The organism is Streptomyces sp. NPDC019890 (genome assembly GCF_044903445.1).
Lineage (GTDB): Bacteria > Actinomycetota > Actinomycetes > Streptomycetales > Streptomycetaceae > Streptomyces.
In genome coordinates, this window is sequence record NZ_JBJDQK010000014.1 from 121,090 (window position 1) to 147,897 (window position 26,808).

Sequence of the window (26,808 nt, forward strand, 5' to 3'; positions counted from 1 at the left end):
AAACCTTGCGAAAGGTCTTGCAGTTGGGAAACGGCAAGATTTCTGCGGCGCGACGAGAGTGTGTCCAAAGGGTTGACCCTGGGCCGGGGTGGCTCGTACGGTCGCGACCGCAATAACTTTCTGCGTTCTTGCAGCAAGAACCGTCAAGTGGCGCAGCAGGCATCATCGGAACCATCAAAGGCCTTACGGGCACGGCGCGTTGCCGGACAAGGCTGCACCGTCACCCGCACCTCCCCCCATGCAGGAGGAAACATGGCCGGCAGACCTCTTGCCGCGGCGCTCGCCCTTGTGGCGGGCGCCGCGGTGAGTGTGATTGCACCGGTGGGCCCCGCACAGGCGGCCCCGCCGGGGGACAAGGACGTCACGGCCGTCCTTTTCGAGTGGAAGTTCTCGTCGGTCGCCAAGGCGTGCACCGACACCCTGGGCCCCGCCGGCTACGGCTATGTCCAGGTATCCCCGCCCCAGGAGCACGTCCAGGGCCCCCAGTGGTGGACCTCGTACCAGCCCGTCAGCTACAAGATCGCCGGACGGCTCGGCGACCGTGCCGCGTTCAGCAGCATGGTGAGCACCTGCCACGCGGCGGGCGTCAAGGTCGTCGCCGACTCGGTGATCAACCACATGGCCTCGGCGGACGGGACCGGCACCGGAGGCTCGTCGTATACGAAGTACGGCTACCCGGGGATCTACTCCGGCGCCGACATGGACGACTGCCGGTCGAACATCACCAACTACACCGACCGCGCCAATGTCCAGAACTGCGAGCTCGTCGGGCTCGCCGATCTGGACACCGGTGAGGACTACGTACGGGGCCGGATCGCCGCGTACCTCAGCGACCTGCTCTCGCTCGGCGTCGACGGCTTCCGCATCGACGCCGCCAAGCACATGCCGGCCGCCGACCTCGCCAACATCAAGTCCAGGCTCAGCAACCCGGGCGTGTACTGGAAGCAGGAGGCGATCTACGGCGCGGGCGAGGCGGTGTCGCCCAGTGAGTACCTGGGGAACGGCGACGTCCAGGAGTTCCGGTACGCCCGCGACCTCAAGCGCGTCTTCAACAACGAGAACCTCGCGTATCTGAAGAACTACGGCGAGGGGTGGGCGTACATGGAGTCGGGGAAGTCGTCGGTCTTCGTCGACAACCACGACACCGAGCGCGGCGGGGACACCCTCAACTACAAGGACGGCGCGAACTACACGCTGGCGAATGTCTTCATGCTGGCGTGGCCGTACGGGTCGCCGGACGTCCACTCCGGCTACGAGTGGACCGACAAGGACGCCGGACCGCCGAACGGTGGCACCGTGAACGCCTGTTACGCCGACGGCTGGAAGTGCCAGCACGCCTGGCGCGAGATCGCGTCCATGGTGGCCTTCCGGAACACGGCGCGCGGTCAGGGCGTCGTGAACTGGTGGGACAACGGCGGCGACCAGATCGCGTTCGGGCGGGGCTCGAAGGCGTACGTCGCGATCAACCACGAGGGGTGGTCACTGACCCGCACCTTCCAGACGTCGCTGCCGGCGGGCGGCTACTGCGACGTGCAGTCGGGCAGGGGCGTGACGGTGAACGGCGCGGGCCAGTTCACGGCGACACTCGGCGCGAACACGGCGGTGGCGCTGCATGTGAACGCCCGCGGCTGCGCCTGACTTCGAACCGGGGCTCCCCCCCCGGACCCCGCGCCTCCCCCCGGACTTCGTCCGGGGGGACGCCCACGGGGCTTGATTTGCCCGGGCCGTTGTCGGGGCTCCGCCCCGAACCCCGCTCCTCAATCGCCGGAGGGGCTGAATTTCAGCCCGTACGGGGTCTGGGGGCTTGCCCCCAGTTACGGGAGGGGGGTACCTCCCACGGCCGCCAGGCCGTAAGGGGAGGGCGGGGTGGGGGCAAAGCCCGCCGCAGGCGACCCGCACCCCGCCCCCCGACACCAACCACCTCCGCCCCACCCAAGGAGAACCAACCGGTGACCACCACCCCCCGCGTCAGCGCGGCCGGCACCGCCATAGGCACCGCCGCCGCCCTCCTCGCGGCGCTCATATCCGCCGGGCCGGCCGCCGGCACCCCCAGACCGCCCGCACCGCCCTCCGACAAGGCGCTCGCCGCCGAACCCGCGCGGCATGACCTGACGCGGGAGCAGTTCTACTTCGTGCTGCCCGACCGGTTCGCGAACGGCGACACCAAAAACGACCGCGGCGGCCTTTCCGGTTCGCGCCTCGAGACCGGATACGACCCCACCGACAAGGGCTTCTACCAGGGCGGCGACCTCAAGGGGCTCACCCAGAAGCTCGACTACATCAAGGGCCTCGGCACCACCGCCATCTGGATGGCGCCCATCTTCAAGAACCGGCCCGTCCAGGGCACCGGCAAGGACGCGTCGGCCGCCTACCACGGGTACTGGATCACCGACTTCACCCAGGTCGACCCCCACTTCGGCACCAACGCCGATCTGGCGAAACTGATCGACAAGGCCCACTCCAAGGGCATGAAGGTCTTCTTCGACGTCATCACCAACCACACGGCCGATACCGTCGACTACGCCGAGAAGGCGTACGGATACCGGCCCAAGGGCGCCTACCCCTATCTCGACAAGGACGGCCGCCCCTTCGACGACCGCGACGGCGTCAGGAAGGTCGACGCGGACTCCTTCCCTTACACGCCCAAGGTCACCGCGCCGAAAATCCCCGCGTGGCTCAACGACCCCACCATGTACCACAACCGCGGCGACTCCACCTTCGCCGGCGAGAGCTCCGAGTACGGCGACTTCTCCAGCCTCGACGACCTCTGGACCGAGCGCCCCGAAGTGGTCAAGGGCATGCAGCAGATCTACGAGAAGTGGGTCCGCGACTTCGACATCGACGGCTTCCGCATCGACACCGTCAAGCATGTCGACATGGACTTCTGGACCCAGTGGGCCACCGCCCTCGACGCGTACGCCGCACAGCACGGCCGCGACGACTTCTTCATGTTCGGCGAGGTGTTCGCCGGGGACCCGGCCATCACCTCGCCGTATGTCACGCGCGGTCGGCTGGACGCCACCCTCGACTTCCCCTTCCAGGGCGCGGCCCGCTCCTTCGCCTCGCAGAGCGCGTCCGCCGCAGGGCTCGCGGGCGTCTTTGCCGACGACTACCGCTACACCAGTGACAAGGCCAACGCCTATGAGCAGGTGACCTTCCTCGGCAACCACGACATGGGCCGCATCGGCAGCTTCCTCAAGCAGGACAACCCCAAGGCCGACGACGCCGAACTGGTCAAGCGCGCCCGGCTCGCCAATGAGCTGATGCTCCTCTCGCGGGGCAACCCGGTGATCTACTACGGCGACGAGCAGGGCTTCACCGGCGCCGGCGGCGACAAGGACGCCCGGCAGAGCCTGTTCGCCTCCAGTACCGCCGACTACCTCGACGACGACCAGCTCGGCACGGACCGCACACACGCCTCAGATGCGTACGACACACAGCACCCCCTCTACAAGGCAATTGCTCAGCTGTCCAAGCTCACCCGGCAGCACCCGGCGCTGCGCGACGGCGTCCAGACGCAGCGGTACTCGGCCGACTCCGTGTACGCGTTCTCCCGTACGGACCCGAAGGCCCGCACCGAATACGTCGTCGCCGTCAACAACGCCGACACCGCGAAGAAGGTGTCGATCCCGGCCGACGCCACCGACTTCCGTACGCTCTACGGCGGTTCGGGCACGGTCGGCGCCACCGACGGGAAGATCACCGTCACCGTCCCGGCGCTCTCCTCGCTCGTGCTCCAGGCCACCGCGCCGCTGCCCGAGCCCACCGTCAAGCCCACGATCAGCCTCAGGGCCCCGGCCGCCGGCGCCACCGGCACCGTCGAGATCAACGCCGACGTGGCCCGCGGCCGACTGAACCGTGTCGTCTTCGCCGCCCAGACGGGCAACGGCAGGTGGCGCACGCTCGGCTCCTCCGACCACGCCCCCTACCGCGTCACCCAGTACATCGACCCGAAGGTGGCAGGCGGAACGCCTCTGCGCTACAAGGCAGTTGTGGTGGATAGCGCGGGCCGCACCGCAAGCGCCCTCGCATCGACGACCGCCGGTCAGGCCCCGCCGCCCGAGAAACCGGTGGCCGTCGAGCGCGACTACGCGGTGGTCCACTACCAGCGCCCGGACGGCGACTACGACGGCTGGCAGCTGAAGACCGGTGACCAGCGGGCGGCGTTGACCGGCCGTGACGCGTACGGCGCGTTCGCCTGGGTCAAGGTGCCCGAAGGCGCCGCGACCGTCCCGTACACCGTCGAGAAGAACGGCACGGCGGACGGCCCGCAGCGGAGCGTCACCCTCGCCCGCACCGGCGAGGTCTGGATCGCCCAGGGCAAGGACGGCCAGAGCGACACCGCACCCGACGGCGCCTACCCGCCGCAGGACAAGACCAAGGCCGTACTCCACTACCACCGGGCCGACGGCGACTACGACGGCTGGGGTCTGCACACCTGGACCGGTGCCAAGGACCCGACCGACTGGTCCAAGCCGCTCCAGCCGGTGAAGAAGGACGCGTACGGAGTGACCTTCGAGGTGCCGCTCGCGCCCGGCGCGACCTCGCTCAGCTACATCGTCCACAAGGGCGACCAGAAGGACCTGCCGAGCGACCAAGCCCTGGACCTCGCGACGTACACGAACGAGGTCTGGCTGCTGGCCGGAGTGCCGAAGTACCTGCTGCCGCAGACCGGTGGCGCGCCCTCGCTCGACCTCACCAAGGCCGAGGCCCAGTGGATCGACCGGGACACCGTCGTCTGGAAGGTGAAGACGACCGGCGCGACCAGCCAGCAGCTCGTCTACGCGAAGGACGGCGGGATCTCCGTCGTCGACGGCGCGCTGAGTGACGAGGGGCAGTGGCTGCGGCTCAGCCCCGCCGCGCTCACCGAGGCGCAGAAGGCCACGTATCCGCACCTGAGGGACTACCCGGCCTTCACCGTCGACGCCCGCGACCGGGACCGGGTGCGCGGCGCGCTGCGCGGTCAGCTGATCGCGACCCAGCGGGCGGCGAACGGCGCGCTGCTCGCCGCCACCGGTGTACAGATCCCGGGCGTCCTCGACGACCTGTACGACGCGACGAGCGCGAAGCTCGGGCCGGTCTTCGACCGCGGCCGTCCGACCCTCTCCCTCTGGGCCCCCACGGCACAAACCGTCTCCCTCGAACTCGACGGGAAGACGGTCCCGATGCGGCGGAACGAGTCGACCGGCGTCTGGTCGGTCACCGGGCCGAGGAGCTGGGCGGGCAAGCCGTACCGCTACGCGGTGAAGGTCTGGGCACCCGGCGTCCAGAAGATCGTCACCAACAAGGTCACCGACCCGTACTCCACCGCCCTGACCACCGACTCGGCCCGCAGTCTGGTCGTCGACCTGGCCGACCCGAAGCTCGCCCCGGCCGGCTGGGCGGCCTTGAAGAAACCGGCCGCAATCCCGCTGCGCGACGCACAGATCCAGGAGCTGCACATCCGCGACTTCTCGGTCGCTGACCGGACGTCGAAGCACCCCGGGCAGTATCTGGCCTTCACCGACCGCGATTCGGCCGGGATGAAGCATCTGGCGTCGCTCGCCGCATCCGGCACCTCCTACGTCCATCTCCTGCCGGCCTTCGACATCGGCACCGTCCCGGAGAGGAAGTCCGACCAGGCCACGCCCGCCTGCGACCTGTTGGTGTACGCGCCCGACTCCGACGAGCAGCAGGCGTGCATCGCCAAGGCCGCCGCCAAGGACGCCTACAACTGGGGCTACGACCCGCTGCACTACACCGTGCCCGAGGGCTCGTACGCCTCCGACCCCGAAGGCACCAGGCGCACGGTCGAGTTCCGGCAGATGGTCCAGGGCCTGAACTCCAGTGGCCTGCGCACCGTCATGGACGTCGTCTACAACCACACCGTGGCGAGCGGGCAGGCCGACACGTCCGTACTCGACAAGATCGTGCCCGGCTATTACCAGCGGCTGCTCGCGGACGGCACCGTCGCCACCTCCACCTGCTGTGCGAACACCGCTCCCGAGCACGCCATGATGGGCAAGCTCGTCGTCGACTCGATCGTCACCTGGGCGAAGGAGTACAAGGTCGACGGCTTCCGCTTCGACCTGATGGGCCACCACCCGAAGGCCAACATCCTTGCGGTCCGGGGGGCCCTCGACGCCCTGACCCCCAAGCGCGACGGCGTCGACGGCAAGAAGATCATCCTGTACGGGGAGGGCTGGAACTTCGGCGAGATCGCGGACGACGCCCGCTTCGTCCAGGCAACCCAGAAGAACATGGCCGGGACGGGCATTGCGACCTTCTCCGACCGGGCCCGTGACGCAGTCCGCGGCGGCGGCCCCTTCGACGGGGATCCCGGCATCCAGGGCTTCGCCTCCGGCCTGTTCACCGACCCCAATTCCTCCGCGGCGAACGGCACTCCCGCCGAGCAGAAGGCCCGCCTCCTGCACTACCAGGACCTGATCAAGGTCGGTCTCACCGGCAATCTCGCCGCGTACACCTTCACCGACAGCTCCGGCCGCAGCGTCAAGGGCTCCGAGGTCGACTACAACGGCGCCCCCGCCGGGTACGCGGCCGCCCCCGGCGACGCGCTCGCCTACGCGGACGCCCACGACAACGAGTCCCTGTACGACGCCCTCGCCTTCAAACTGCCCGCTGCCACCTCACCGGCGGACCGGGCGCGGATGCAGGTGCTCGCGATGGCGACCGCGGCGCTCTCCCAGGGGCCCGCGCTCTCCCAGGCCGGTTCGGATCTGCTGCGCTCCAAGTCGCTGGACCGCAATTCCTACGACAGCGGGGACTGGTTCAACGCGATCCACTGGGACTGCCGGGACGGCAACGGCTTCGGGCGCGGGCTGCCGCCGGAGGCCGACAACAAGGCGAAGTGGCCGTTCGCCAAACCGCTGTTGACGGCCACGTCGCTCGCGGTGGGATGCGGGCAGATCGAGGGCGCCTCGGCCGCGTACCGGGACCTGCTCACCATCCGCAGCACCGAGAAGGCCTTCAGCCTGGCGTCCGCGGGCGAGGTGCAGTCCACGGTCTCCTTCCCGCTCTCGGGCAAGGACGAGACCCCGGGCGTGATCACCATGGCCCTCGGCGACCTGGTGGTGGTCTTCAACGCGACACCGGAGCAGCAGACGCAGAAGATTCCCGCGCTCACGGGGAAGCCGTACGCGCTGCATCCCGTCCAGGCGGCGGGCGCGGACTCCGTCGCCAAGTCGGCGTCATACGAGGAAAATTCGGGCAGCTTCACCGTGCCGGCGCGGACCGTCGGCGTCTTCACCCGAGGCTGACCCCCGGACGAGTCGGCGGGGCGGGCCACGTGCGGATCGGGCCGCCCCGCAAGTCCCTGACGGGTTTCAATTGACGGGCTTCTCCAGCAGGACGACTCCATAACGGCTGCCGTCCTTGGCCACCTTGCCGGGTTCCTCGCCGGCGACGCGGTAGCCGGCGGCCTCGTAGTAGGTCCGCAGCGCGGGATTGTTCGACAGGCAGTCGAGCCGGACGAACTCGCGCCCGGTATCGGCGATGCGCTGCTCGGCGTGTGCGAGCAGCAGTCGGCCGAAGCCTTCCGGGGCCGTGTCCCGGTCGATCATGAGGCGGTGCACATACCCGGCCACGGGAGGCTGGATCCCCCAGGCGGGCTGGTCCTCCCACCACAGTTCGTACGCCCCCAGGGTCTCGCCCTCCCCGGTCTCGGCGATCCAGACCTCCCCCTCCTTGATCCAGTGCCGGAAGTGGTCGGCGTCCTTGTCGCCGGGTTTCCACTGCGCGATGCCGTTGAGCTGCATCCAGCGGGCGGCCCCGTCGAAGAGGGCGACAAGGGTTTCCGCATCGGAGTGGGCGGCGAGCCGACAGATGATCTTCATTGCGGCATTATTGACGGGGTCATACAGACCCACGTACCAGTACCGGCGCCAAAGACATGAGCCGGCCGACCAGATCGCCGAACGGTCCCTCGGTCGGCTCGTCCGCCAGGATGTGCAGCAGTACGCCCGCCATCTCCTCGTCGTACGCGGCACTCACCGCGCACAACGCCGCGAAGTCGTGCACCAGCTGCAACTCCAGCTCGGCGCGCGGGACCCGTCGCCCGTCCAGCCAGATCAGCGCCGTCGACTCGGCGAGCGACACCCAGGAACGGACGACCAACTCCAGCCGGGCGGGCGGGGTCTCGATCCGCAGATGGGCCAGGATCTGCTCGTACGCGACCTGCCGGACCTCGTCGATCATCGCGTTCGTCGTCGAAGAGCCGACCGCGGGTCCGCCGCGCATCAGCGCGGAGAACCCGGGCCCGTGGTGGTCCACGAAGTCGAAGAACCGGCCCATGACCCGCAGCAGCCGCGCCCCGAGCGGTCCTTCCGACGGTTCCATGAACCGTCCGGCCAGCTCTTCGGCCGCCCGTCGCAGTGCCGCCTCGTACAGGCTCTGCTTGCCGGGGAAGTAGTGGTAGACGAGCGGCCGCGAGATACCCGCGGCCGCCGCTATCTCGTCGATCGACACATCGTCGGGGGATCGGTGGCTGAACAGCTCCAGCGCCACTCCGATCAGCTGCTGCCTGCGCTCCTCGACGCCCATACGTCGGCGTACCCCGGTCGTCATGCGAACAGCCTACCGAGTGACCCGCGCGCATTTTCCACAGGTGCTCCACAGGCCATCTACAGGCGAAAACCAGCCTTCCGCTTCGGCGGCGCGCGACGCCCGCGCCTACACACCGGGCCGTGGTGAGGCCGAACGCCCCACCACGCACGGCTCAGTGCAATGCGCCCACCCGACTCCCGTCCCCCAAGCGCCCGTTCAGCTCCGCCTGTGCGCCCTTCTGTGTCCGTACCGCCAGCAGATGTCCGTTCGCGCTGCCGTCGACCCCGCCCGACGTGGCCAGCGAGGTGAACTGCTCGCTGCCCGCCGCGAGTACGTACCACCGGCCCGACTGCGACTTCCACACCACGCCCGCCAGCACCTTCGGGTCCCGCACCCCGCAGGCGGGCGAGTCCTCGGCCCGCGCCGCGATCGCGGCGGGCGCGCCCGCCTGCGCGACCGGGGCCTGGAACTGGGCCATGACCCGGCTCCCGGTGCCCCGCCAGGTCTCCGCGCGCGTGCACAGCCAGGCCGCGATGCCGTTCGACTCGGGAAGAGCCTGGCGTGCGTACTGCCAGGAGTTGACGCTGCGCACCCCGTGCGCCCGGACCCCGGGCAGCAGGCAGGCCGTACGGGCCCACGAGGCGCGGGCCGCCCGGCCGGTGACGTCCCGCGGGGCGGACGGCGGACCCGAGGTGAGCCGGGCCGGGGTCAGTTCGCCGAGGTCGGTGAGCAGCCGGTCGGCCGGTCCGTCGCGCAGCTCGAGCACGTCCCAGGCCCGGCAGTCCCGCGCCTGCGCCGGGCTCGGCAGCGGGCCGGTCAGCCCGTCCGCGTCACGCGTCAGCGGCCGGGCGTCGGCCGCCGGGTCGAGCAGGTCCCGTACGGAGGCCCTGCGCACCCAGGGCGCGGTCAGATAGCGGACATTGCCGCTGGTGCGGCCCGCCACCAGCGCGGCCGACGAGGTGGCGTCCGCGCCGTCCGTACGCGCGAAGTCGAGCGCCACACCGCCGGTGCCGTCCTTCGGCTCGGCATAGCGGACGACCCGCAGTCCGTCGTGGAGGAGCACCACACGGGCCTGGTCGACGTCGCCCGCGTACAGCAGCTGGGGCGAGCCCATCGGTGGTCCCGGTGGTGTGCCGGGGGTGGCGGAGACCTGGACAGTGCTGCCGGGTCTGGCCCAGACGGCGAGCGCGCGGTGCAGCAGGTCGGTGTCGTCGGTGAGGGAGCCCCGGGTCGGCCAGACGGAGAAGTCGGTACGGGACGAGCTCTGCCAGGCCGTGGGGGAGACCCGCGTCAATGTGGCCGGGTCGAGGGCCGATTCGGCCGCGGGGTTGCGCGCGTACGGCGGCGCGGCCGCGCCGTCCGGGCCCCAGCCGTCGCCCGGCAGCCCGAGCAGCGCGCCGCACACCGCGAGCGCCGCGACCGCCACCAGAGCCGCCTTGGCGTGCTGGCGGCGGCGCATCAGATCGGTGGGGCGCGCCTGCAGCGAGCACGGGTCGAACTCGGGCGACTCCAGAAGCTCGTACTGCGGCGGCACCTCGCCCGCCTCCGCCAGTGCCGCATGCGGGTCCGCCACGTTGGCGGCGGTGAGCTCGTGGCGTACCTCGCCGTCGGACAGACCCTCCAGGCCACGCAGCACATACGCCGCCCTGGCGGGCCCGGACAGCGCGGAGAGCCGCTGGTCCAGGGCGAGTTCGTCGGCACCGCCGGAGCGCGGGAAGACACGCAGGCCCCAGACATGAGGCAGCAGCGGCGGGAGCTGGGCGCGTTTCGGCCGGGCGAACCGCTTCAGCGGAAGGCCGGCGTCCAGGGCCTGGCGGAGCACCCGCCCCCGTACATAGGTGTATCCGGGGTCGGCGTCGCCCTGCCCGCGGCGGGAGCCGGGGATCGCGGAGTCGGCGTCCCGGGCCCCCGCGGGGGCGGTGCGGCCGCGCGGCAGCGAGCGCTGCGCGAGGGCGTGCGCGGTCAGCACACGGCGGTTGCGGCCGAGGGTCGGGGGCAGTACGAGATAGGCGATCCGCACGAGCCGGGGGTAGTGCTCGACGAGGGCTGCCTCGGCCTGTTCGAGGGCGACAGGGGCGGAGGCGGGAGCCGGAGCGGGGGTGGAGACGACATCCTGTGAGCGCACGTTCAGCAGAACGAGCGAATGGTCCTATGGTCACCCGCCGCCCCCCGATCGGGGCGTGGCACGTGCGCCGTTGACGCCATCTGCCGCTGAGCTGCGCGTGACCCGACCCGTCGGCCCACAGACCAAGGCTCATCGGACCGGCTCGGCTGGGCTCGGCCCGGCCCGGCAGCCCGGCCCATCCGCTCAGCCCGTAAGCCGCTCGTGGATCCGCTCGATCGCCGCCGCGGCGACGCCGAGCCCATCGCATACGTACTTCTCCATCGTGCCGTAGCGGGCGTCGACCTCGTCCAGCGCCGCCGCCAGATACTCCGGCAGCACACCGATGACCGCGAGGGCGGTCTCGGGGTCGCCGCCCTGCGCCGTGAAACCCTCGACAAGCGGCGCGAAGGCTCGACGTACCCCAGGATTGACGGCGAGATACTCCGCCTCGACGGTCTCCGGATCCGCGCCGAGCAGCGAGAGGACGATCGTCGCGGCCCAGCCGGTGCGGTCCTTGCCCGCGGTGCAGTGGAAGAGCAGCGGGCCCGACTCGAGGTCGGCGACCTCGCTCAGAAAGGCGCCGTAGGCGGCGCGCGCCGAGTCGGTGGTGACGAAGGAGCGGTAGGTGTCCGCGAACATCGTCTGCGCCCGGCCGCCGCCCAACTCCCGCTCGGCGAGCACCGGATCGGCCAGCACCCGCCTCAGCTGCGCGGCCGGCGGCATCCGGCCCGCGGCCACCTGGTCCGCGAGCACATCGGCGAGCAGCAGCCGACCGCCTCGCGGAATGTGGTCCGGGCGGTCCCGGCGCTCGGCCTCGGTGCGGAAGTCGACGATCGTACGGATGCCGAGCGCGCCGACGGCCGGATCGGCGACGAGGTCTAGCCGGTCGAGCTGCCCGGAGCGGAAGAGCAGACCGGGTCGTACGGAACGACGGGCGGGCAGGGGAGTGCCGCCGAGGTCGCGGAAATTGGCGACGGTGGTGGCGGGGATCGCGGTCATGGCGGGACGGCTCCCTGGCTCGGCACATGGCTGTTGTCTACCGAAGCAACCTATTTCATGCCGAACGTGAACCAAGGGCCGCGACCCCCGCGGGGTCATGCGACCGTGATCGACCAGCCGCTGAACCGGACCGTGCCGCGGGCCCCGCTGCCTCCGTTGGCGGCGCTCATGAAGAGCCCGGCGTCCTGGGCCGCGGCGGTCCCCGGCACCGAAACGGTGGCGACCGTGCGCCAGGTCGCGCCGCCGTCCGTCGAGCAGGCGCCCGTGAAGGACGTCCCGGCATGACGGGTCAGCCGCAGCAGTACCGGGGCCTTGACGCCGGTGATGCGCCGGTAGGTGTCCAGCGTTCCGTCACCGTTCGTGTCGTACGACAGCACGATGCCCTGGCCGGGTGTCGCGGCCAGATTCAGGAATCCCCTGTCGCCGGGCCTGGCCAGGCTGTTGCGTACGACGATGCCCGCACGGGCCCAACTGCTCGTGTTCTCCTGGGAGTCCACCCGCACCACGACGCTCGCGCCTGCGGTGAGCGCGCCCTCCCGGTAGGCGGTGCCGAAGTGGGTGGTGCCCCGCCACAGGTCAATGCCCGCGCCGTTGATCGCGAAGCGCTCGCCGAGCTGTCCGAAGACCGCCCTGTTGCTGGTGTAGGTGCGCCATCCGGGCTCCAGCGGTGTCGCCATCCAGAGCGAGTCCTGCTGGGTCACGGCCACCCGGTCCTCGCCGCGCGGCCCGTACTGCGTGCCCAGTACGTACGGCATGGGGACCAGCGGCTCGGTGAGAGGCTCGGCCGGAGCGGTCACCCGCCAGCCGACCGTGCCGGTGCCGCCCGCCGGAACGCTCCTGAGGAAGGTCTCGCCCAGTGGCTCGGCCGCCGGGCCCGTCAGGGCGAAGTCGACGCGACCGGTGGAGCGCAGCCCGTTCAGATTACGGAAGGCGGCCGTCGCGGTGCCGGTGCTGCCGGGCGTGAAGGCCGGCGGGTCCACGGTGAGGTCGGTGAAACCCTGGTAGGGGGCGGTGGCGAGGGTGTCGTGCACGCGCCTGGCCGTTCGGTACGCGTCCCCCGTCGCCCGTACCGGATAGGCGCGCCGGTCCTTCGTCCACGCCTCCTCCGCCGGGTACCAGTCGAAGGACTTGGGGGCGCGGCCCTCGGCCATCGCGGCGGCCTGTTCCTCCAGATACGCCTCCCACTGCGGCACATGGACATCGTTGATCAGCCCGTGCCAGTCGCGGTTGGCGTAATTGCTCAGCTCATTGGCCGCGGCCCGGTCCGCCCAGGTCGTGATCAGGACCCGCGCGGTGCGCTCCAGCTCCACCGCCTCGTCCGCGCTGGTGGCCAGCCGCTTGGCGTCCTCCAGCCAGGGGCCCAGCAGAAAGGCGCGGTGACAGCCGGCCATCGTGTCGCTCAGCCGCATCAGCTTCAGCCAGAGCGCGCACAGGGCGCGGAAGGTGCCCACATCCTTGTTGAGATGGGCGGCCCGCAGCGGGAGCTGGAGCGTGCGGGAGCGGTTGGCCAGTGCCTGCCGGGCCAGATCGGTCACATCGTGGCGGTAGGCGTCGCTGTCACGCAGCGAGGGCCGTACGCCGAGCAGCGCCGCGAACGCCCGGTCGAAGTCCGCCGGATCGAAGGCGGTCCCGATGGACGAGGTCAGGCTGGGGCGGCGGCAGAACAGCGAGTCGTACGGGCGGCCGTCCGTGCTGGTGAGCCGGTACGCGGTCGCGGCCAGCGCGGCGAAGGCGGCGCGCGCCGAGCCGTCGTCGCCGCCGTAGCGGATCTCTGCGTACTCGGCGAACCAGGCATCGCGGTCGATCTGTTCCTCGCGCCAGGCGAGCTCGCTGAACAGTTCGAGCGCGGCGGGGTCCCGCTCGGCGGCCTCCGGCATGTACGCGGTACCCGCCAGCGCGCTGCCCGGCTTGTCGCGCCAGGCGGTGAACTTGCTGGTCCACCGGTCGGTGTTGGCGCCGATGGTCGTACGCCCGCCGAAGTTCGGGATGGTGCCGAAGGCGTACGGAGCCCCGCCCCACGACGCCTCGCGGTCGGTGACCGTGTCCAGGTCGGAGAGGCCGTCGACGATGAGCACCCGGTCGGTGTCGATGGCGTCGAGCAGCGCGGCCCGCGGGTTGGACTGCCAGCCGAGGATCACCCAGACGGCGCCGGGGCGGGCGGTCTGCAGCGATTTCTCCACCGCGCGGGCGGCAGCCGCCACCGGGACGTCCCCGGCAGTGCCGCCCTCGTGCAGCAGGTCCATCTTGAAGTGGTTCACCTCGCCGAACAGTTCCTGCTGGTGCCGGTAGAAGGCGGCGGCGACGTCCGAGAAGTTCGGGGTGCGGGGGTCGAGCCAGTCGGGCCGGCGCAGCCCGTTCCAGATGCCCTGGGGGATGACGCGGGCGCCGGGATTACGGGCGACGAAGCCGTCCGGGACCGTACCGAAGTAGCCGGGCAGGACCGGGTGCATACCGAGCTCGCGCATCCGGTCGGCGATCCGTCTGCCGAGGTCCGTGCGTCTTTCGATGAGCTCGGGGGAGAGCGGCCCGCCGTACTCGCTCATGTTCTGCAGCAGCCACCACGGCTGGTGCGAGGGCGCGGGCAGCCAGGTCCGCGCCTCCTTGTCCGAGTATCCGAAGTCCATCAGGAGCCGGTGGTAGACGGCCTCCTGGCCCGGCGTGGCCAGCACCTCGTTGCAGCCGTGCAGGGCGAGGACGTCGAGCAGCCGCTCCCAGCGGGCCCAGTCGGCGTAGGGCGCCGTGTAGCCGTCGTGCGTGTCGTTGTACGCGAACCGGTGCGGGACGGTCGCGGACCGCTCGAGCGCCTCGCGGGGCGCGGGCAGCCGGCCCGGCAGGTCCAGTTGGCTGCCCGACCACGAGATGTGCGCCCGGCAGACGTACTTGAGGTACCAGTGGACTCCGGTGAGGAGTACGGCGGGGCTGGTGCCCGCGACCTCGATACGGCCCCTCGAGCCGGTGACCCGGAAGCGCTCGGGGCCCTCCAGGGCCTCGAGCAGGAACTGCCCGGCGTGCCGTGGCAGCAGCCGCTCAAGGGCCTGCTGGGCGGGCGCTGTGCTGAATCGGGCCGTGGTGGTCGCGGGGGTGGTGGTCGCAGCGGGGGTGGCGGCTGCGGGGGTGTGTCCGGCGAGTGCCGCACCCACGCCGATCGCTCCTGCGGTGCCCAGTACGGTTCGTCTCGACAGCTCGATCATCAGCGCTCCTCCGTGTTGCTCAAGTGACAACAGGTGCGTGCGGAGCCGCAGGTTACCGGGAGTTCTCTCGCGCGAGAGGCGGGTGACAGGGCACGATGGCCGGATGCGGACGAGTACGAACAAGGGCGCGAGGCGTACAGCCCGCGCAGCACTGACAGTTCTGGCGCTGACCCTTGCCGCCGCCTGCGGAGCGGGCGACGACGGCGACGGGCGTGGCGGGGACGACAAGGCCCCGAAGACGGCCACCGGCACTCTGGAGCAGCTGGCCGAGAAGGCCGAGTGCAAACCGAACATCCAGACGGATGCGGATGAGCTGAGGCAGGCCAACTGCACCACGGGCGACGGCAAGTATGTGCTGGCCACCTTTGCCACCGACCGGGGCCAGCGCGAGTGGATCAATGTGGCCAACGACTACGGCGGCTCGTATCTGGTCGGCCGCAAGTGGGTCGTGGTCGGCGACGCCAAGGTGGTGACGGCGGTGCGCGGCCGGCTCGGCGGCACGGTCGAGACCGGGGCGGATCACACGGGTCACACGGGCGGCAGCGGGGACAGCCACTCGGGCCACACGGGCTCGGGCCACTCGGGGAACCACGGGAGCTGACCGCACCCACACTGGCCGGGGGGCCGACAAAGCCGGATCGGCCCCCCGTTCGGAGGGCCGATCCGGCCGTGTCAGGTCAGGTCGCCTGCGTCACTGGCACTTCTGTCCGTTGTTGATGCAGTTCACCACCTTGTTCATGAGGTTCTCGTCGAAGACGTTGATGAAGTCACCGTGGTCGGTGATCGGCTTGTGCAGCTGCTCGGGGAAGGAGTCGACCGCAAAGCCGGGACCCGGCGGGACGTCATAGACGATCCGCTGCACCAGCTGAGGAATGGCCTTGAATCCATTGCCGCAGTTGCCATTGGCGTCCGCGAAGGCCACATGGGTGCGGTGATTCGCGCTGTCGGTGTTCTGGCCGTCCCAGCAGCTCTGGAACTTGAAGCTCCGTACCACCTGGCTGCCCTCGGGGCAGATCGGGTACTTGTCCTTCAGCTGGCGGTTCTCGAAACCGGTGCAGCTCCAGGATGCATTGGCGTTCGCGTCGCCGTTGGTGAATGCCTTGGCGTCACCGGTGATGATGCGCAGGAACTTCGGCATGGCGGTCACCTTGCTGACCGGGTTGCCCACGAAGTTCAGCGTGACCTGCGACGGAGTCTGGATCTCTCCGACGTTCTTGTCCTTGCCGCCACCGTCTGCCTGGGCGTCGTTCTCGTTCTGACCGTTCTGCAGTCGCAGCACCGGCCAGTAGTACGTGGACTTGTCACCCTGATTGCGGCAGCTGGTCTGACCGTTCGCGAGATCGTCGTCGCTGGCGAAGGCATCATTTGCCTGGTTGCCGACGTAGTCGTGCATATGGTGCGCGCCATTGCTCACACCAGGGGCGACGATGACATTGTCCGGATTGAACTTGCCGTTCTGGTTCGTTCCGCACTTGGTGACGAACTTACCGTTGGAGCCGCCCTGCTGCTGCTGGGGCTGCTGGACGTTCGGCTGGACGGACTGGATGTCTACGAAGTCGGATGCCTCGGGTCCGTTGCCGCCCTGACCTCCTTGATCGTTGCCCTGACCATTGTCATTGCCCTGGTCATTGCCCTGACCGTCGTCCTGACCGCCATTCTGGTCACCATTTTGACCACCGTCCTGGCCCTGGTTGTTGTCGCCCTGCCCGTCGCCGTTGTTCTGGCCGTCGTTGTTCTGGCCGTCGTTGTTCTGACCGTCGGCCTGGTCGTCGGCCTGCAGCGCGCAGTCGGCGAGGTCGCCCATGCCCTGCGGTTTCTGGCCGTTGCGGCCGATCGCGTTGGCAATCCGGTCGATGCTCGCGCGCCGCTTGTCCCTGAGCGGATTCAGGATGGCGTTGTCGGCGAGCTGGGGATCACGCTCGATCTGCTCCTTCTGGTCGGCGAACCGCTTGTACGCGTCGGTGATCTGGCTGTCCATATTGGCCAGCTCACCGTCGACTTCCTGGCGTGCCTGGGGTGGCACTTCCGGGAGTTCGTTCGCGACTTCGGGGCAGTCGATGGTGGACACCGCCTGCCCGGCGGACTTCGTCTGCGCCTGCTCGTTTTGCTGACCGGACCAGGACCAGCCTTCACTCGCGGATGCATACACATTGACCGCAGCCAGCCCACCCCCGCCCAGGATCAATGCGGCCGAGGCGATGATCGCCCGGTTCGCCAGCGTCGAGCGTTTTCTTGTGCGTCCCATGGAACTCCTCTGCTTCGTTGCCGGGGTGGGTTTGGGGGATCCCGGCAGAGGGAGAAGCGCGTCGTTCCATACGGGTGTGGCTCATGTGGTGTTCAAGCGGAGTGCGGCAGACATGGGAATTCGTAGAAATCTCCATCAGCAAACCCGGCGCATTGCGCCGAAGTCGGACCGCGGCCGGGATGGCAGGATGGGGCGCATGACCGAGATCCACACCCCCCGGCTCCTGCTGCGCCGCTGGCACGACGACGACCTTGTCCCGATGGCCGAGATCAACGCGGACCCGCAGGTCATGCAGTGGATCGGCGACGGTTCCGTACGCGATCTGGAGCAGACCGCCGAGGACATCGAGCGCTGGGAGGAGGAGTGGGACGAGGAGGGCTTCGGACTGTTCGCCGTCGAACTGCTCGCCTCGGGCGAACTGGCGGGCCTCGTGGGCCTGTCCGTGCCCACGTTCCTGCCGGAGGTGCTGCCCGCGGTGGAGATCGGCTGGCGGCTCGGTACCCCGTTCTGGGGCCAGGGGTACGCCTCCGAAGCCGCCGCCGCCACACTGGAGTTCGCGCTCCAGGACCGCGGCCTCGACCGGGTGATCAGCATCGCGCGGCTGGGCAACGACGCGTCCGAGAACGTGATGCGCAAGCTCGGCATGGAACTGGAGAGCGAGACGACGCACCCGGTGTACGGCTTCCCGCTGCACGTCTACGCGATCGACCTCACGGAGTACCAGGCCTGACCACACAACGGCTCACGCGCCGGACAGGCCTGAAAACCGAGCCTGTCCGGCGCTTGAGGACGGAAAGCTAGCCGCGATCGAGATATGCCAGCACCGCAAGCACCCGGCGGTTGTCGTCGTCCGAGACCGGCAGGTCCAGCTTTCCGAAGATGTTCGAGGTGTGCTTGGCCACCGCCCGCTCCGTGACCACCAGTTGACCGGCGATCGCCGCATTGGAACGGCCCTGCGCCATCAGCTCCATGACCTCCAGCTCGCGCGGGGTCAGTCCGCCCATCGGCTTGTCCTGCGCCCGCCGGGACAGCAGCTGGGAGATCACCTGCGGGTCCATCGCCGTGCCCCCGGCCGCCACCCGCCGTACCGCGTCGATGAACTGCTCCGCGTCGAAGACCCGGTCCTTCAGCAGATAGCCGACCCCGCCGTTTCCGTCGGCCAGCAGCTCGCGCGCGTACAACTGCTCCACGTGCTGGGAGAGGACGAGCACCGGCAGCCCGGGCTTCGCCCGCCGCGCCGCCAGGGCGCACTGCAGGCCCTCGTCCGTGTGGGACGGCGGAAGCCGGACGTCGACGACGGCGACGTCCGGCTCCAACTCCGCGAGCGCTTTGGTCAGTTCGGGCCCGCTCTCCACGGCGGCCAGAATCTCGAAGTCGTATGCCTCAAGCATGCGGACCAGGCCGTCACGCAGCAGGAACAGATCTTCGGCTAGAACAACTCGCAAGGGATCTCCATGGTGACCATGGTGGGGCCGCCTGCGGGACTGCTGACGGCAAGTACGCCGTCGAATGTACCGAGTCGGCGTTCGATGCCGCTCAGCCCCGAGCCGGACCCGATCGCCGCCCCGCCCTTGCCGTTGTCCGTGACCGAGATGCGCAGCGAGCCGTCCGAGTACGTCACATCGACCCAGAGCCGGTCCGCGCCCGAGTGCTTGACCGCGTTGGTGAGCGCCTCGCTGACCGCGAAGTACGCGGCCGACTCGACCGGTGCGTCGGCGCGGCCCGACAGTTCCACAGCCACCTCGGTCTTCACCGGCAGCCGCAGCGCGAGCGCCTTCACCGCGTCGCCGAGCCCGCGCTCCGCCAGGACCGGCGGGTGGATGCCGCGGACCAGATCGCGCAGCTCGGTCAGCGCCTCGGCGGAGGACTCACGGGCCTTGGAGATGAGCTGCTTCGCCTGCGCCGGGTCCTTTTCGATGAGCGCCTCGATGGTGCCGAGGTTCATGCCCATGGCGACCAGCCGGGCCTGCGCCCCGTCGTGCAGATCCCGCTCGATACGGCGCAGTTCGGCGGCCGAGGTGTCCAGCGCGTCGTGCCGGGTCTCGGTGAGGCGGTCGATGCGCTGCTCCAGCTCCTGCTCGTGCTCCGGGGCGAGCATGGCACGGGTCAGCCTGAAGTGGGAGCGGACGAGGATGCCGTTGGCGTTCATGGCGATGGTCAGCCAGACCAGGCCGAGCAGCGCGGCCGCACCGGCCGTGCCCCAGCTGCTGACCGGCAGGAACGAGTACCAGTAGGTGCCGCCCGCGTCGACGATCGGCTGCCACAGTCCGGCCGCGAGCAGCAGTCCGAAGATGCCGTCAAGCACCAGGGCCGGCGGGATGAGCGCCACGATCGCGCCCGCGGTCATGTCCACCAGCAGCCACTGCATGTCCCGCCAGGTTGCCGGGTCCTTCAGCATCAGCGTGCAGCGCTCGACCTGGCCGGTGATGCCGGTACGTATGTCGCGCGGGAAGGGGCGGTACGGAACGGGGATCCGCAGCGACGACCACTGGGCGGCGAGCAGCCGGCGCTTGTTGGCGTGGGCCCGCACCAGGGTCAGTGTCGGCGGAGTGGTGAACACCCCCAGGCCGGCGGGGATCAGCGCGATCGACGTGACCGCCAGGACGAAGAGCGTGATCGATCCGATCAGTGCCGTCAGCGATAGCGCCAGTCCCTGTGCGCCGGCCACCACCGCGTCACGTGCCTTCGTCGCATTCATTGGAGTTCCCCTCGTTGTCCGGTCTCAGGCACAAGTGTGGCGGGAGTGTGAGGGCGAGGGCACTGGGCCCCGACACCAGGCCGGGGTGTACCTAGCACCACCCTCCTGAACTCGCCTTTCGTCTCCCCGGCAGGGGGCTTTGACGGCTGGGGCGCGAGGCCGCCGGTTTCTAGCGTCGTACTCGACTTATTCGGCGCATATCTTGGGGGCGAATCGCCATGAGGCGAAACCTCGCGGCACGTATCGGTGTGTGGAGCGCACACCACCGCAAAACAGCGATCATTGGCTGGCTGCTCTTCGTCGTCCTGGCCACGGCCGTCGGCGGGGCATCGGGGATGGTCGAGATGTCGGAGTCCGAGCAGGGTACGGGTGACTCCGCCCGGGCCCAGGAGATCCTTGACGACGCGGGACTCGGCCGGCCGGCCGGCGAACTCGTCCTGGTCAGCAGCGCGACGGCGGGCGGCTGGCAGGACGCGGCGCGCGAACTGGCCGCGGCCATAGACAAGACCGGCGAGGCACAGAGGATCGAGCCGCCGCTCGCCGCCAAGAACGGCAGGGACGCGCTGATCCGTTTTGAGATGAAGGGCGATGCCAAGACGGCCGCGGACCGGGTGCAGCCCGTGCTCGATGCCGTACGCACGACGGCCAAGGCCCAACAGGGCGTCGAAGTGCACCAGTTCGGGCAGGCCAGCTCGGAGAAGTGGCTCGGGGATCTGCTCTCCGAGGACTTCAGGCAGGCCGAGTTCACCGCCGTGCCGCTGGCCCTCGGCATTCTGCTGGTCGCCTTCGGCGCGATCGTCGCCGCGCTGCTGCCGGTCGGCCTCGCGCTGACCGCGTGCATGGCCGCGTTCGGTCTGCTCTCGCTCGCCAGCCACCAACTGCACCTGTTCCAGTCCACATACTCCGTGATGTTCCTGATGGGTCTCGCCGTCGGCGTCGACTACTGCCTCTTCTATCTGCGGCGCGAGCGCGACGAGCGGGCCGCGGGCCACGACGCCGAGACCGCGCTGCGGATCGCGGCCGCCACCAGCGGCCGGGCCGTCCTCGTCTCCGGCGTGACCGTCATGCTGGCGATGGCCGGAATGTTTCTGTCCGGGCTGATGCTCTTCAAGGGCTTCGCCCTGGCCACGATCCTCGTCGTCTTCATCGCGATGCTCGGCTCGATGACCGTGCTCCCGGCGATGATGGCCGGGCTGGGCGACCGGATCGACGCGGGCCGGATTCCCTTCCTCAACCGCCGCGGCAAGAAGGGCGCGCACGAGAGCGGCGCGGTCGCGGGCGCGGTGCTCAGGCCCGTACTGGCCAAGCCGAAGCTGTTCGCGTTCGCCGCGGTCGCGGTGCTGCTGGCGCTGGCGGCGCCCGCGGTGGGCATGAAGACCGAACAGCTCGGGATGGAGAAGCAGTTCGGTTCGGACGCCGCGCTGTCGGTCGCGTACAAGAAGATCACCGCGGCCTTCCCGGGCGGACCGGAGCCGGCCCGGGTGGTCGTCAAGGCGGACAGCATCGACTCGGCGCGGATGCGGGGCGCGCTGGCGACGTTCGACAAGAGCACGGTGACCGTGCACAAGGCGCAGAACATCGCGGAGATCGAGGTCGTGCTGGCCGGGAACGGCACCGACACCCGCTCCAAGGACGCGCTGTCCGACCTTCGCGACAAGACGGTTCCCGCGGCCTTCGACGGCACCGGGGCGCAGGTCTACGTGGGCGGCGAGCTCGCCGAGTCGGTCGACTTCAACGACCAGTTGAAGCGCGGCATCGTCCCGGTCTTCGTCTTCATCACGGCCGTGACCTTCCTGCTGATGCTGCTCTGCTTCCGGTCGTACGTCATCGCCGTCACGTCGATCCTGCTCAACCTGCTCTCGGTGGGCGCCGCCTACGGCGTCATGGTCGGGGTCTTCCAGCACGGCTGGGGCGCGTCCGCACTCGGTACGGAGGCGGTCGGCGCGATCGAGGGCTGGATGCCGCTGTTCGTCCTGGTGGTGCTGTTCGGTCTGTCGATGGACTACCACGTCTTCGTGGTCTCCCGGATCCGCGAGGCGCGTGACCGGGGGACGGACACGCGCGCCGCCATCCGCGAGGGCATCCGCCGCACGGCGGGAGCGGTGACGGGCGCGGCGGTGATCATGGTCGCGGTCTTCGCGGTCTTCGGAACGCTGTCCATGCAGGACATGCAGCAGATGGGCGTGGGCCTGGCGGTGGCGGTGCTGCTGGACGCGACGATTGTGCGGATGGTGCTGCTGCCGTCGGTGATGGCGCTGCTGGGCGAACGGAACTGGCGCACGCCGAGGGGCCTGCGGTGGCTCCCGAGCCTCGACCACGCGGCCCCGCCGGCTGCGGCCCCGGCCGGCCCGGCCCGCCAGGAGTTCCCGGTGCCGTCGCATCGCTGACGGACGTGGAGTTCCGCCCCGGACCCCGCCGGGGCTCCGCCCCGGACCCGGTCCTCAATCGCCGGACGGGCTGAAATTCAGCCCGTCCGGCGATTGAGGACACGCGGCCGAAGGTCGCGTTCGGGGTCTGGGGGCTTGCCTCCAGTTTCGGGGAGGGGCGGGGAGGCGCGCCGCAGGCCCCGGCTCAGAGGCCCAGCAGCTTCGCCTCGACCTCCGGCGCCAGCCCCACCACCGGCCGGTCCCCCCGCCGCGGCGCCGCGCCGCCGATCGACTCCAGCCACGCCCACGTGTCCGCCACCGTCTCCCCGGCCGGCCGGTACCTCAGCCCCGCCCCGAGCGCCCGTGCGACATCGAGGCCGTACACCGAGGCGTACAGCTCCGGCAGTTCGTCGCGCGGGACCCAGATCGGCAGCTGAGTCCATGGCTCGACGCCCGCCGCCAGCACCGTCTCCGCCGGTGTCCAGCGCAGCTCCGCCGCCGAACCCGTGACCCGTACGCACGCCTCCAGCAGCTCCCCGAGCGTCGAATGGCCCGCCGCACTCACCAGGTTGTACGGGCCGCTCAGCCCGTGCTCCGCCGCGTGCAGGATCCACTCGGCCAGATCGCGCACGTCGATGAACTGCACCGGCAGATCCCGCGGGCCAGGCGCCAGGACCGGACCGCCGCGGGCGATCCGGTTCAGCCACCACGGCAGTCGGCCGATGTTCTCCCGCGGTCCGAGGATCAGGCCCGCGCGCACCAGCACCGAGCGCTCCTCGCCGAAGGCGTCGAGCACGGCCAGTTCACCGCCGCGCTTGGCCTGCGGGTACGGCACATCGTCCGCGTCCGGCGAACCGTCCACCACCGGTGCGCTCTCGTCCCAACCGGCGGTCCGCGGCGGCCAGGCGTACACGGAGCAACTCGACACATAGACATAGCGACCCACCCGCCCGGCCAGCAGCCGTGCCGTGTCGCGCACGGCAGCGGGCGCAGCCGACCAGGTGTCGACGACCAGGTCCCACTCACCCTCGGCGAGCGCCGCGAGGCCGTCCGGCGCGGTGCGGTCGCCGAGCAGTTCGGTCACGCCGTCCGGCGCGGCATGCCGTCCACGGTGGAAGGCCGTCACCTCCCACCCGCGGGCGAGCGCCGCCTCCGTCACCGCGTGACCCACGAACTCCGTCCCACCAAGAATCAGAAGTCTCATGAGCTCGACTCTGCTCCGCCCTCACCAGCCGGGACAGCGATTCCGCTGCGAGGAGAATGATCAAACGTGCAGGTCTGCTCGCCGCAACCGCTTGCGGGATGGCAGCATGTGCGGACCATGACAGATGCCCGGTCGCCGATGCGCGCCCTTCGGGCCGCAATTTTCGCGGCAGTTGCCGTCACATTGGCCGCCGTGGGGCATTCATCCCTCTCTGCGCATGACATCCCGATCCCGGCACTGCTCACCGCGCTGGCCGTGACCGCGGCCGGCGGGTGGCTCGCAGCCGGCCGGCGCCGCGGGGTCCGCTCCTTCGGGGCGGGGCTGTTCGCCGTGCAGGGCGTGCTGCATCTGCTGTTCACCACGGGACGCTGGCCGGTCCCGCACCATCACACGGCCCACGAGCACTACGACCACCTGGCCCACGAGCCGTCCGCCCCCGTGGACACGGGCACGGCGATCGCCACGGACGTCGACATGATCGCCGTCCACCTCCTCGCCGCCGTCGGCTGCGCCCTGTGGCTTGCCCACGGCGAGAGCGCGCTCTTCAAACTCGCGCACGCCGTCGCCGCGTTCGCCTTCACCCCGCTGCGACTGCTGCTCGCGGTCGTACCGCTGCCCCGGCCGGTGCGACCCGCGCCGTGTCCCGTACCCCGTACCCCGCGCCCGCTGCACGGTGTGGTCCTCGCGCACACCCTCGTGCGGCGGGGCCCGCCCGCGTTTCTCGTCCCCCGTGCCACGGCCCCTGGAGCAGCCGTCTGACCTGGGGCCGCTTTCCCCATGTCAACGCCGACTCCTAGGACCACCATGTCCATCGACGTACCCAGCAAGGGCACCGAACCGGCGGACGAGACCGGTACCGATACCGGCAGCGCCGCACCCGCGACCACCAAGGCCGGCCCCTGGGGCGCACTGCGCCCCCTCGTACTGCGCCTCCACTTCTATGCGGGCCTGCTGATCGCCCCGCTGCTGCTCATCGCCGCCGTGAGCGGCCTGCTCTACTCGCTCTCCTTCCAGGCCGAGAAGTTCGTCTACCGCCACGAACTCCAGGTGCCGGCCGGCGATCGCTCCGTCCCCCTCGCGACCCAGGTCGAGGCCGCCCGTAAGGCCCACCCCGAGGGCACGGTGACCGCCGTGTGGCCGTCGTACGAGGACGGCGCGACCACCCGGGTCCTGATGACCAGCCCCGAGGTCGAGGAGGGCGAGTCCCTCGCCGTCTTCGTCAACCCGTACACCGGCGAGATACGCGGCGAGCTGGCCGACTCCTTCGGCGCTCTCCCGCTGCGATCCTGGCTCAGCGGGCTCCACTCCAACCTGCACCTGGGTGACCTGGGGCGCAACTACAGTGAGATGGCCGCCAGTTGGCTGTGGGTCGTGTCACTCGGCGGACTGCTGCTGTGGCTGGGCCGCAGGCGCCGCGCCAAGCGTGAGCTGCTCCTTCCCGAGCGTGGCGCGACGGGCCGCCGCCGCACCCTGACCCGGCACGGTGCGATCGGCATGTGGGCGGTCGCCGGTCTTGTCATGCTCTCCGCGACCGGTTTGACCTGGTCCAAGTACGCGGGCGAGAACATCGACGCGATCCAGACCCAACTCGGCGGAGCGACCCCCACCGTCTCGGCCGAACTCCGGCCGGGCGGCGGCGAGGGCGGTGGACACGAGGGCCACGACGGCGGTGGCGAAGCGGGCCACCAGGGACCGGACATCGGCATCGACAAGGCGGTCGAGACGGCTGCGGCCAAGGGAGTCGACGGGGAGATCTCCGTCACCCTGCCTGCCGACGGCAGCGGCTATGTGATCAAGGAGACCGACAAGCAGTTCCCGGTCCATCTCGACTCGGTCGCTGTCGACCCGGCCGACGGCAGGGTCATGGACGAGCTCAGGTTCGCCGACTACCCGCTGCTCGCCAAGCTGACCCGATTCGGCATCGACGTCCACATGGGCAAGCTCTTCGGCCTCGCCAACCAGCTCGCCCTTGCCGCGCTCGCCCTCGCGCTGATCCTGCTGATCGTGTGGGGCTACCGGATGTGGTGGCTGCGCAGGCCGACGAAGGACCGCACGCTGAGCGTGGGCCGGCCGATGCCGCGCGGCGCCTGGCGCAAGCTGCCGGTGACCGTGCTGCTGCCGATCGCCGCGGCCACGGCGCTGGTCGGCTGGCTCGTGCCGATGCTCGGCATCAGCCTGCTGGTGTTCCTGGTGATCGACATGGCACTCGGCGCGGTGGCGAAGGCCCGCTCCCGGGCTTAGGCCCTGCCCGGCCGATCAGGCCGGACAGGACCTGGCGCCTGCGACAGGGGCCCGGTTCCGGTGACGTCCGGAACCGGGCCCATGCATCGGATCACGGCGTGTACTTGTAGCCCACCCGCCGCACGGTCTGGATCGCCCTGCGGTGCTCGGCACCCAGCTTGCGGCGCAGCCGGGCCACATGGACGTCCACGGTCCGGCCGTCGCCCACATGTCCGTAGCCCCACACGGTCGTCACCAGCTGGTCACGGGTGTGCACCCGGTTCGGATGCGCGACGAGATGCGCGAGCAACTCGAACTCGAGGTACGTCAGGTCCAGTGTCTGGCCGTCCACCGCGGCGGTGCGCTGCACCGGATCGATGAGCACCGGACCGTCGGCCGGCGCCTGCAACTGTGGTGCGGGCACGAGCGCGGGCTGCTGATCGGCCGGTACGAGCACCAGGTAGCCGATCATCGGCGGCTGGCCGGGCAGTGTGGGCAGCGTGTGCTGGGGTGCGGGCAGCCAAGTGGCCCCCGGCGGAAGGAAGTCCGCGACATCGACGACCTCGTCACGGTCGACGGCGCGCAGTCGGTGGCGGCCCGCGGGAGCCTGCACGGTGGCGGCTGGGACGTCGGGGACGGCGGAGAAGGAACGGGCGGAGCTACTGGTGTTCGCCATGAGAGGTCAGCTTTCGCGCGGAGGGTGTCGTCGAGTTCGTCGATGGGACGGACGTACGTCGTGCGCGCTGGCCGAAGGCCGGATGAGCGGCTTTAGAGGGCCTGCGCGTTCACCGCGCGGCAACACACCCGGTCGAAGTCGTGGTGCTGCCGGGAAGGCCAGAACGGCTCGAGGTCACTGGGACCTGTCGCGATGTGCTGGTAGCCGGGCATGCCCCTATTGAAGCAGACACCCCGCCGTCACAGCAGGGTCCTCTCGTACGTTGATACGTGATCTTGTCGACATCGGGGGCCATCGGCGCGCAACGGCGAAGATGTCCGCTCGACCTCCGGCAGGTGCTGTGCCGCCAGGGGCCCGAGCTGCCCGCCTCGTGCAGGCGCGCGACCCCATGCAAAAGGGGGCGCCCGCCGAATCGGCGGACGCCCCTCTTCGTCAGTCAGCAGCGGTCGCTCAGACCTGGCCGGCCTTCTCCAGCGCGGTGCAGCAGGTGTCGACGAGCAGCCGCGTGACCACATACGGGTCGACGTTGGCGTTCGGACGGCGGTCCTCGATGTAGCCCTTGCC

Annotated in this window: 16 protein-coding genes and 2 pseudogenes; 7 read left to right on the plus strand and 11 right to left on the minus strand. The window is 70.2% G+C overall.

Features of this window, described 5'->3' with window-relative positions; genetic code table 11:
* Positions 1-252: 252 nt before the first annotated feature.
* Together ACI2LP_RS29995 and pulA are read left to right on the plus strand one after the other, a co-directional pair.
* A pseudogene (locus ACI2LP_RS29995) lies at positions 253-1,635 on the plus strand (alpha-amylase family protein); the annotation flags it as partial.
* 314 nt (positions 1,636-1,949) lie between these two features.
* Positions 1,950-7,256 (plus strand): pullulanase-type alpha-1,6-glucosidase, encoded by a 5,307-nt coding sequence (pulA, locus tag ACI2LP_RS30000; RefSeq protein ID WP_404727666.1) that lies wholly within the window; start codon positions 1,950-1,952, stop codon positions 7,254-7,256.
* Between the two features lie 66 nt (positions 7,257-7,322).
* On the opposite strand, the gene ACI2LP_RS30005 is transcribed toward pulA, so the two are convergent.
* The 5 genes from ACI2LP_RS30005 to ACI2LP_RS30025 all read right to left on the minus strand — a co-directional run bounded on the left by ACI2LP_RS30005 (position 7,323) and on the right by ACI2LP_RS30025 (position 14,835).
* Positions 7,323-7,832, minus strand: a complete 510-nt coding sequence (locus ACI2LP_RS30005; protein WP_404727667.1) for a GNAT family N-acetyltransferase — start codon at positions 7,830-7,832, stop codon at positions 7,323-7,325.
* A gap of 19 nt (positions 7,833-7,851) precedes the next feature.
* Positions 7,852-8,562, minus strand: coding sequence for a TetR/AcrR family transcriptional regulator (locus ACI2LP_RS30010; protein ID WP_404727668.1), 711 nt, complete (start codon positions 8,560-8,562; stop codon positions 7,852-7,854).
* Between the two features lie 151 nt (positions 8,563-8,713).
* Entirely contained in the window at positions 8,714-10,666 is a 1,953-nt protein-coding gene (locus ACI2LP_RS30015) for a hypothetical protein (RefSeq protein ID WP_404727669.1), read from the minus strand.
* A 183-nt stretch (positions 10,667-10,849) separates the two neighbouring features.
* The gene (locus tag ACI2LP_RS30020; protein ID WP_404727670.1) at positions 10,850-11,644 is read right to left on the minus strand and encodes a tyrosine-protein phosphatase; all 795 of its coding nucleotides are present in this window, start codon (positions 11,642-11,644) and stop codon (positions 10,850-10,852) included.
* A 95-nt stretch (positions 11,645-11,739) separates the two neighbouring features.
* Positions 11,740-14,835 (minus strand): alpha-N-acetylglucosaminidase TIM-barrel domain-containing protein, encoded by a 3,096-nt coding sequence (locus ACI2LP_RS30025; protein ID WP_404727671.1) that lies wholly within the window; start codon positions 14,833-14,835, stop codon positions 11,740-11,742.
* 103 nt (positions 14,836-14,938) lie between these two features.
* Here ACI2LP_RS30025 and ACI2LP_RS30030 point away from each other — a divergent pair, with 103 nt between their 5' ends.
* Positions 14,939-15,436 carry a hypothetical protein gene (locus ACI2LP_RS30030; protein WP_404727672.1) on the plus strand — a complete coding sequence of 166 codons (498 nt, stop codon included), beginning with the start codon at positions 14,939-14,941 and terminating at the stop codon, positions 15,434-15,436.
* 90 nt (positions 15,437-15,526) lie between these two features.
* On the opposite strand, the gene ACI2LP_RS30035 is transcribed toward ACI2LP_RS30030, so the two are convergent.
* The gene (locus tag ACI2LP_RS30035) at positions 15,527-17,080 is read right to left on the minus strand and encodes a DUF1996 domain-containing protein (protein ID WP_404727673.1); all 1,554 of its coding nucleotides are present in this window, start codon (positions 17,078-17,080) and stop codon (positions 15,527-15,529) included.
* Positions 17,081-17,276: 196 nt separating this feature from the next.
* Between ACI2LP_RS30035 and ACI2LP_RS30040 the strand changes: the two genes are divergently transcribed.
* Positions 17,277-17,810 (plus strand): GNAT family N-acetyltransferase, encoded by a 534-nt coding sequence (locus ACI2LP_RS30040; protein ID WP_360883648.1) that lies wholly within the window; start codon positions 17,277-17,279, stop codon positions 17,808-17,810.
* Positions 17,811-17,877: 67 nt separating this feature from the next.
* Here the strand turns inward: ACI2LP_RS30040 and ACI2LP_RS30045 are convergent, their stop codons facing one another.
* Together ACI2LP_RS30045 and ACI2LP_RS30050 are read right to left on the minus strand one after the other, a co-directional pair.
* Positions 17,878-18,525: a response regulator transcription factor gene (locus tag ACI2LP_RS30045; protein WP_360883650.1), complete on the minus strand. Its 648-nt coding sequence runs from the start codon at positions 18,523-18,525 to the stop codon at positions 17,878-17,880.
* The gene (locus tag ACI2LP_RS30050; RefSeq protein ID WP_404727674.1) at positions 18,510-19,778 is read right to left on the minus strand and encodes a sensor histidine kinase; all 1,269 of its coding nucleotides are present in this window, start codon (positions 19,776-19,778) and stop codon (positions 18,510-18,512) included. The genes ACI2LP_RS30045 and ACI2LP_RS30050 overlap by 16 nt, the downstream gene beginning before the upstream one ends.
* Before the next feature lie 218 nt (positions 19,779-19,996).
* On the opposite strand from ACI2LP_RS30050, the gene ACI2LP_RS30055 reads away from it, so the two are divergent.
* Positions 19,997-22,165: an MMPL family transporter gene (locus tag ACI2LP_RS30055; protein WP_404727675.1), complete on the plus strand. Its 2,169-nt coding sequence runs from the start codon at positions 19,997-19,999 to the stop codon at positions 22,163-22,165.
* Positions 22,166-22,349: 184 nt separating this feature from the next.
* Here ACI2LP_RS30055 and ACI2LP_RS30060 read toward each other — a convergent pair whose 3' ends face one another.
* A complete protein-coding gene (locus tag ACI2LP_RS30060; RefSeq protein WP_404727676.1) occupies positions 22,350-23,348 on the minus strand; it encodes an SDR family oxidoreductase in 999 nt (332 codons plus the stop codon).
* A gap of 192 nt (positions 23,349-23,540) precedes the next feature.
* On the opposite strand from ACI2LP_RS30060, the gene ACI2LP_RS30065 reads away from it, so the two are divergent.
* Positions 23,541-24,107 carry a hypothetical protein gene (locus tag ACI2LP_RS30065; RefSeq protein ID WP_404727677.1) on the plus strand — a complete coding sequence of 189 codons (567 nt, stop codon included), beginning with the start codon at positions 23,541-23,543 and terminating at the stop codon, positions 24,105-24,107.
* Positions 24,108-24,152: 45 nt separating this feature from the next.
* Positions 24,153-25,589 (plus strand): PepSY-associated TM helix domain-containing protein, encoded by a 1,437-nt coding sequence (locus ACI2LP_RS30070; protein ID WP_404727678.1) that lies wholly within the window; start codon positions 24,153-24,155, stop codon positions 25,587-25,589.
* A gap of 91 nt (positions 25,590-25,680) precedes the next feature.
* Here the strand turns inward: ACI2LP_RS30070 and ACI2LP_RS30075 are convergent, their stop codons facing one another.
* Positions 25,681-26,244 (minus strand): winged helix-turn-helix domain-containing protein, encoded by a 564-nt coding sequence (locus ACI2LP_RS30075; RefSeq protein WP_404727679.1) that lies wholly within the window; start codon positions 26,242-26,244, stop codon positions 25,681-25,683.
* Positions 26,245-26,694: 450 nt separating this feature from the next.
* Positions 26,695-26,808 (minus strand): annotated as a pseudogene (locus ACI2LP_RS30080) (glutamine synthetase); the annotation flags it as partial.

Bases quoted from the DNA above. Each gene is read 5' to 3' on its own strand.
- ACI2LP_RS30005 (WP_404727667.1), bottom strand. From the start codon at position 7,832: ATGAAGATCATCTGTCGGCTCGCCGCCCACTCCGATGCGGAAACCCTT.
- ACI2LP_RS30010 (WP_404727668.1), bottom strand. From the start codon at position 8,562: ATGACGACCGGGGTACGCCGACGTATGGGCGTCGAGGAGCGCAGGCAG.
- ACI2LP_RS30020 (WP_404727670.1), bottom strand. From the start codon at position 11,644: ATGACCGCGATCCCCGCCACCACCGTCGCCAATTTCCGCGACCTCGGC.
- ACI2LP_RS30025 (WP_404727671.1), bottom strand. From the start codon at position 14,835: ATGATCGAGCTGTCGAGACGAACCGTACTGGGCACCGCAGGAGCGATC.
- ACI2LP_RS30030 (WP_404727672.1), top strand. From the start codon at position 14,939: ATGCGGACGAGTACGAACAAGGGCGCGAGGCGTACAGCCCGCGCAGCA.
- ACI2LP_RS30035 (WP_404727673.1), bottom strand. From the start codon at position 17,080: ATGGGACGCACAAGAAAACGCTCGACGCTGGCGAACCGGGCGATCATC.
- ACI2LP_RS30040 (WP_360883648.1), top strand. From the start codon at position 17,277: ATGACCGAGATCCACACCCCCCGGCTCCTGCTGCGCCGCTGGCACGAC.
- ACI2LP_RS30050 (WP_404727674.1), bottom strand. From the start codon at position 19,778: ATGAATGCGACGAAGGCACGTGACGCGGTGGTGGCCGGCGCACAGGGA.
- ACI2LP_RS30055 (WP_404727675.1), top strand. From the start codon at position 19,997: ATGAGGCGAAACCTCGCGGCACGTATCGGTGTGTGGAGCGCACACCAC.
- ACI2LP_RS30060 (WP_404727676.1), bottom strand. From the start codon at position 23,348: ATGAGACTTCTGATTCTTGGTGGGACGGAGTTCGTGGGTCACGCGGTG.
- ACI2LP_RS30070 (WP_404727678.1), top strand. From the start codon at position 24,153: ATGTCCATCGACGTACCCAGCAAGGGCACCGAACCGGCGGACGAGACC.
- ACI2LP_RS30075 (WP_404727679.1), bottom strand. From the start codon at position 26,244: ATGGCGAACACCAGTAGCTCCGCCCGTTCCTTCTCCGCCGTCCCCGAC.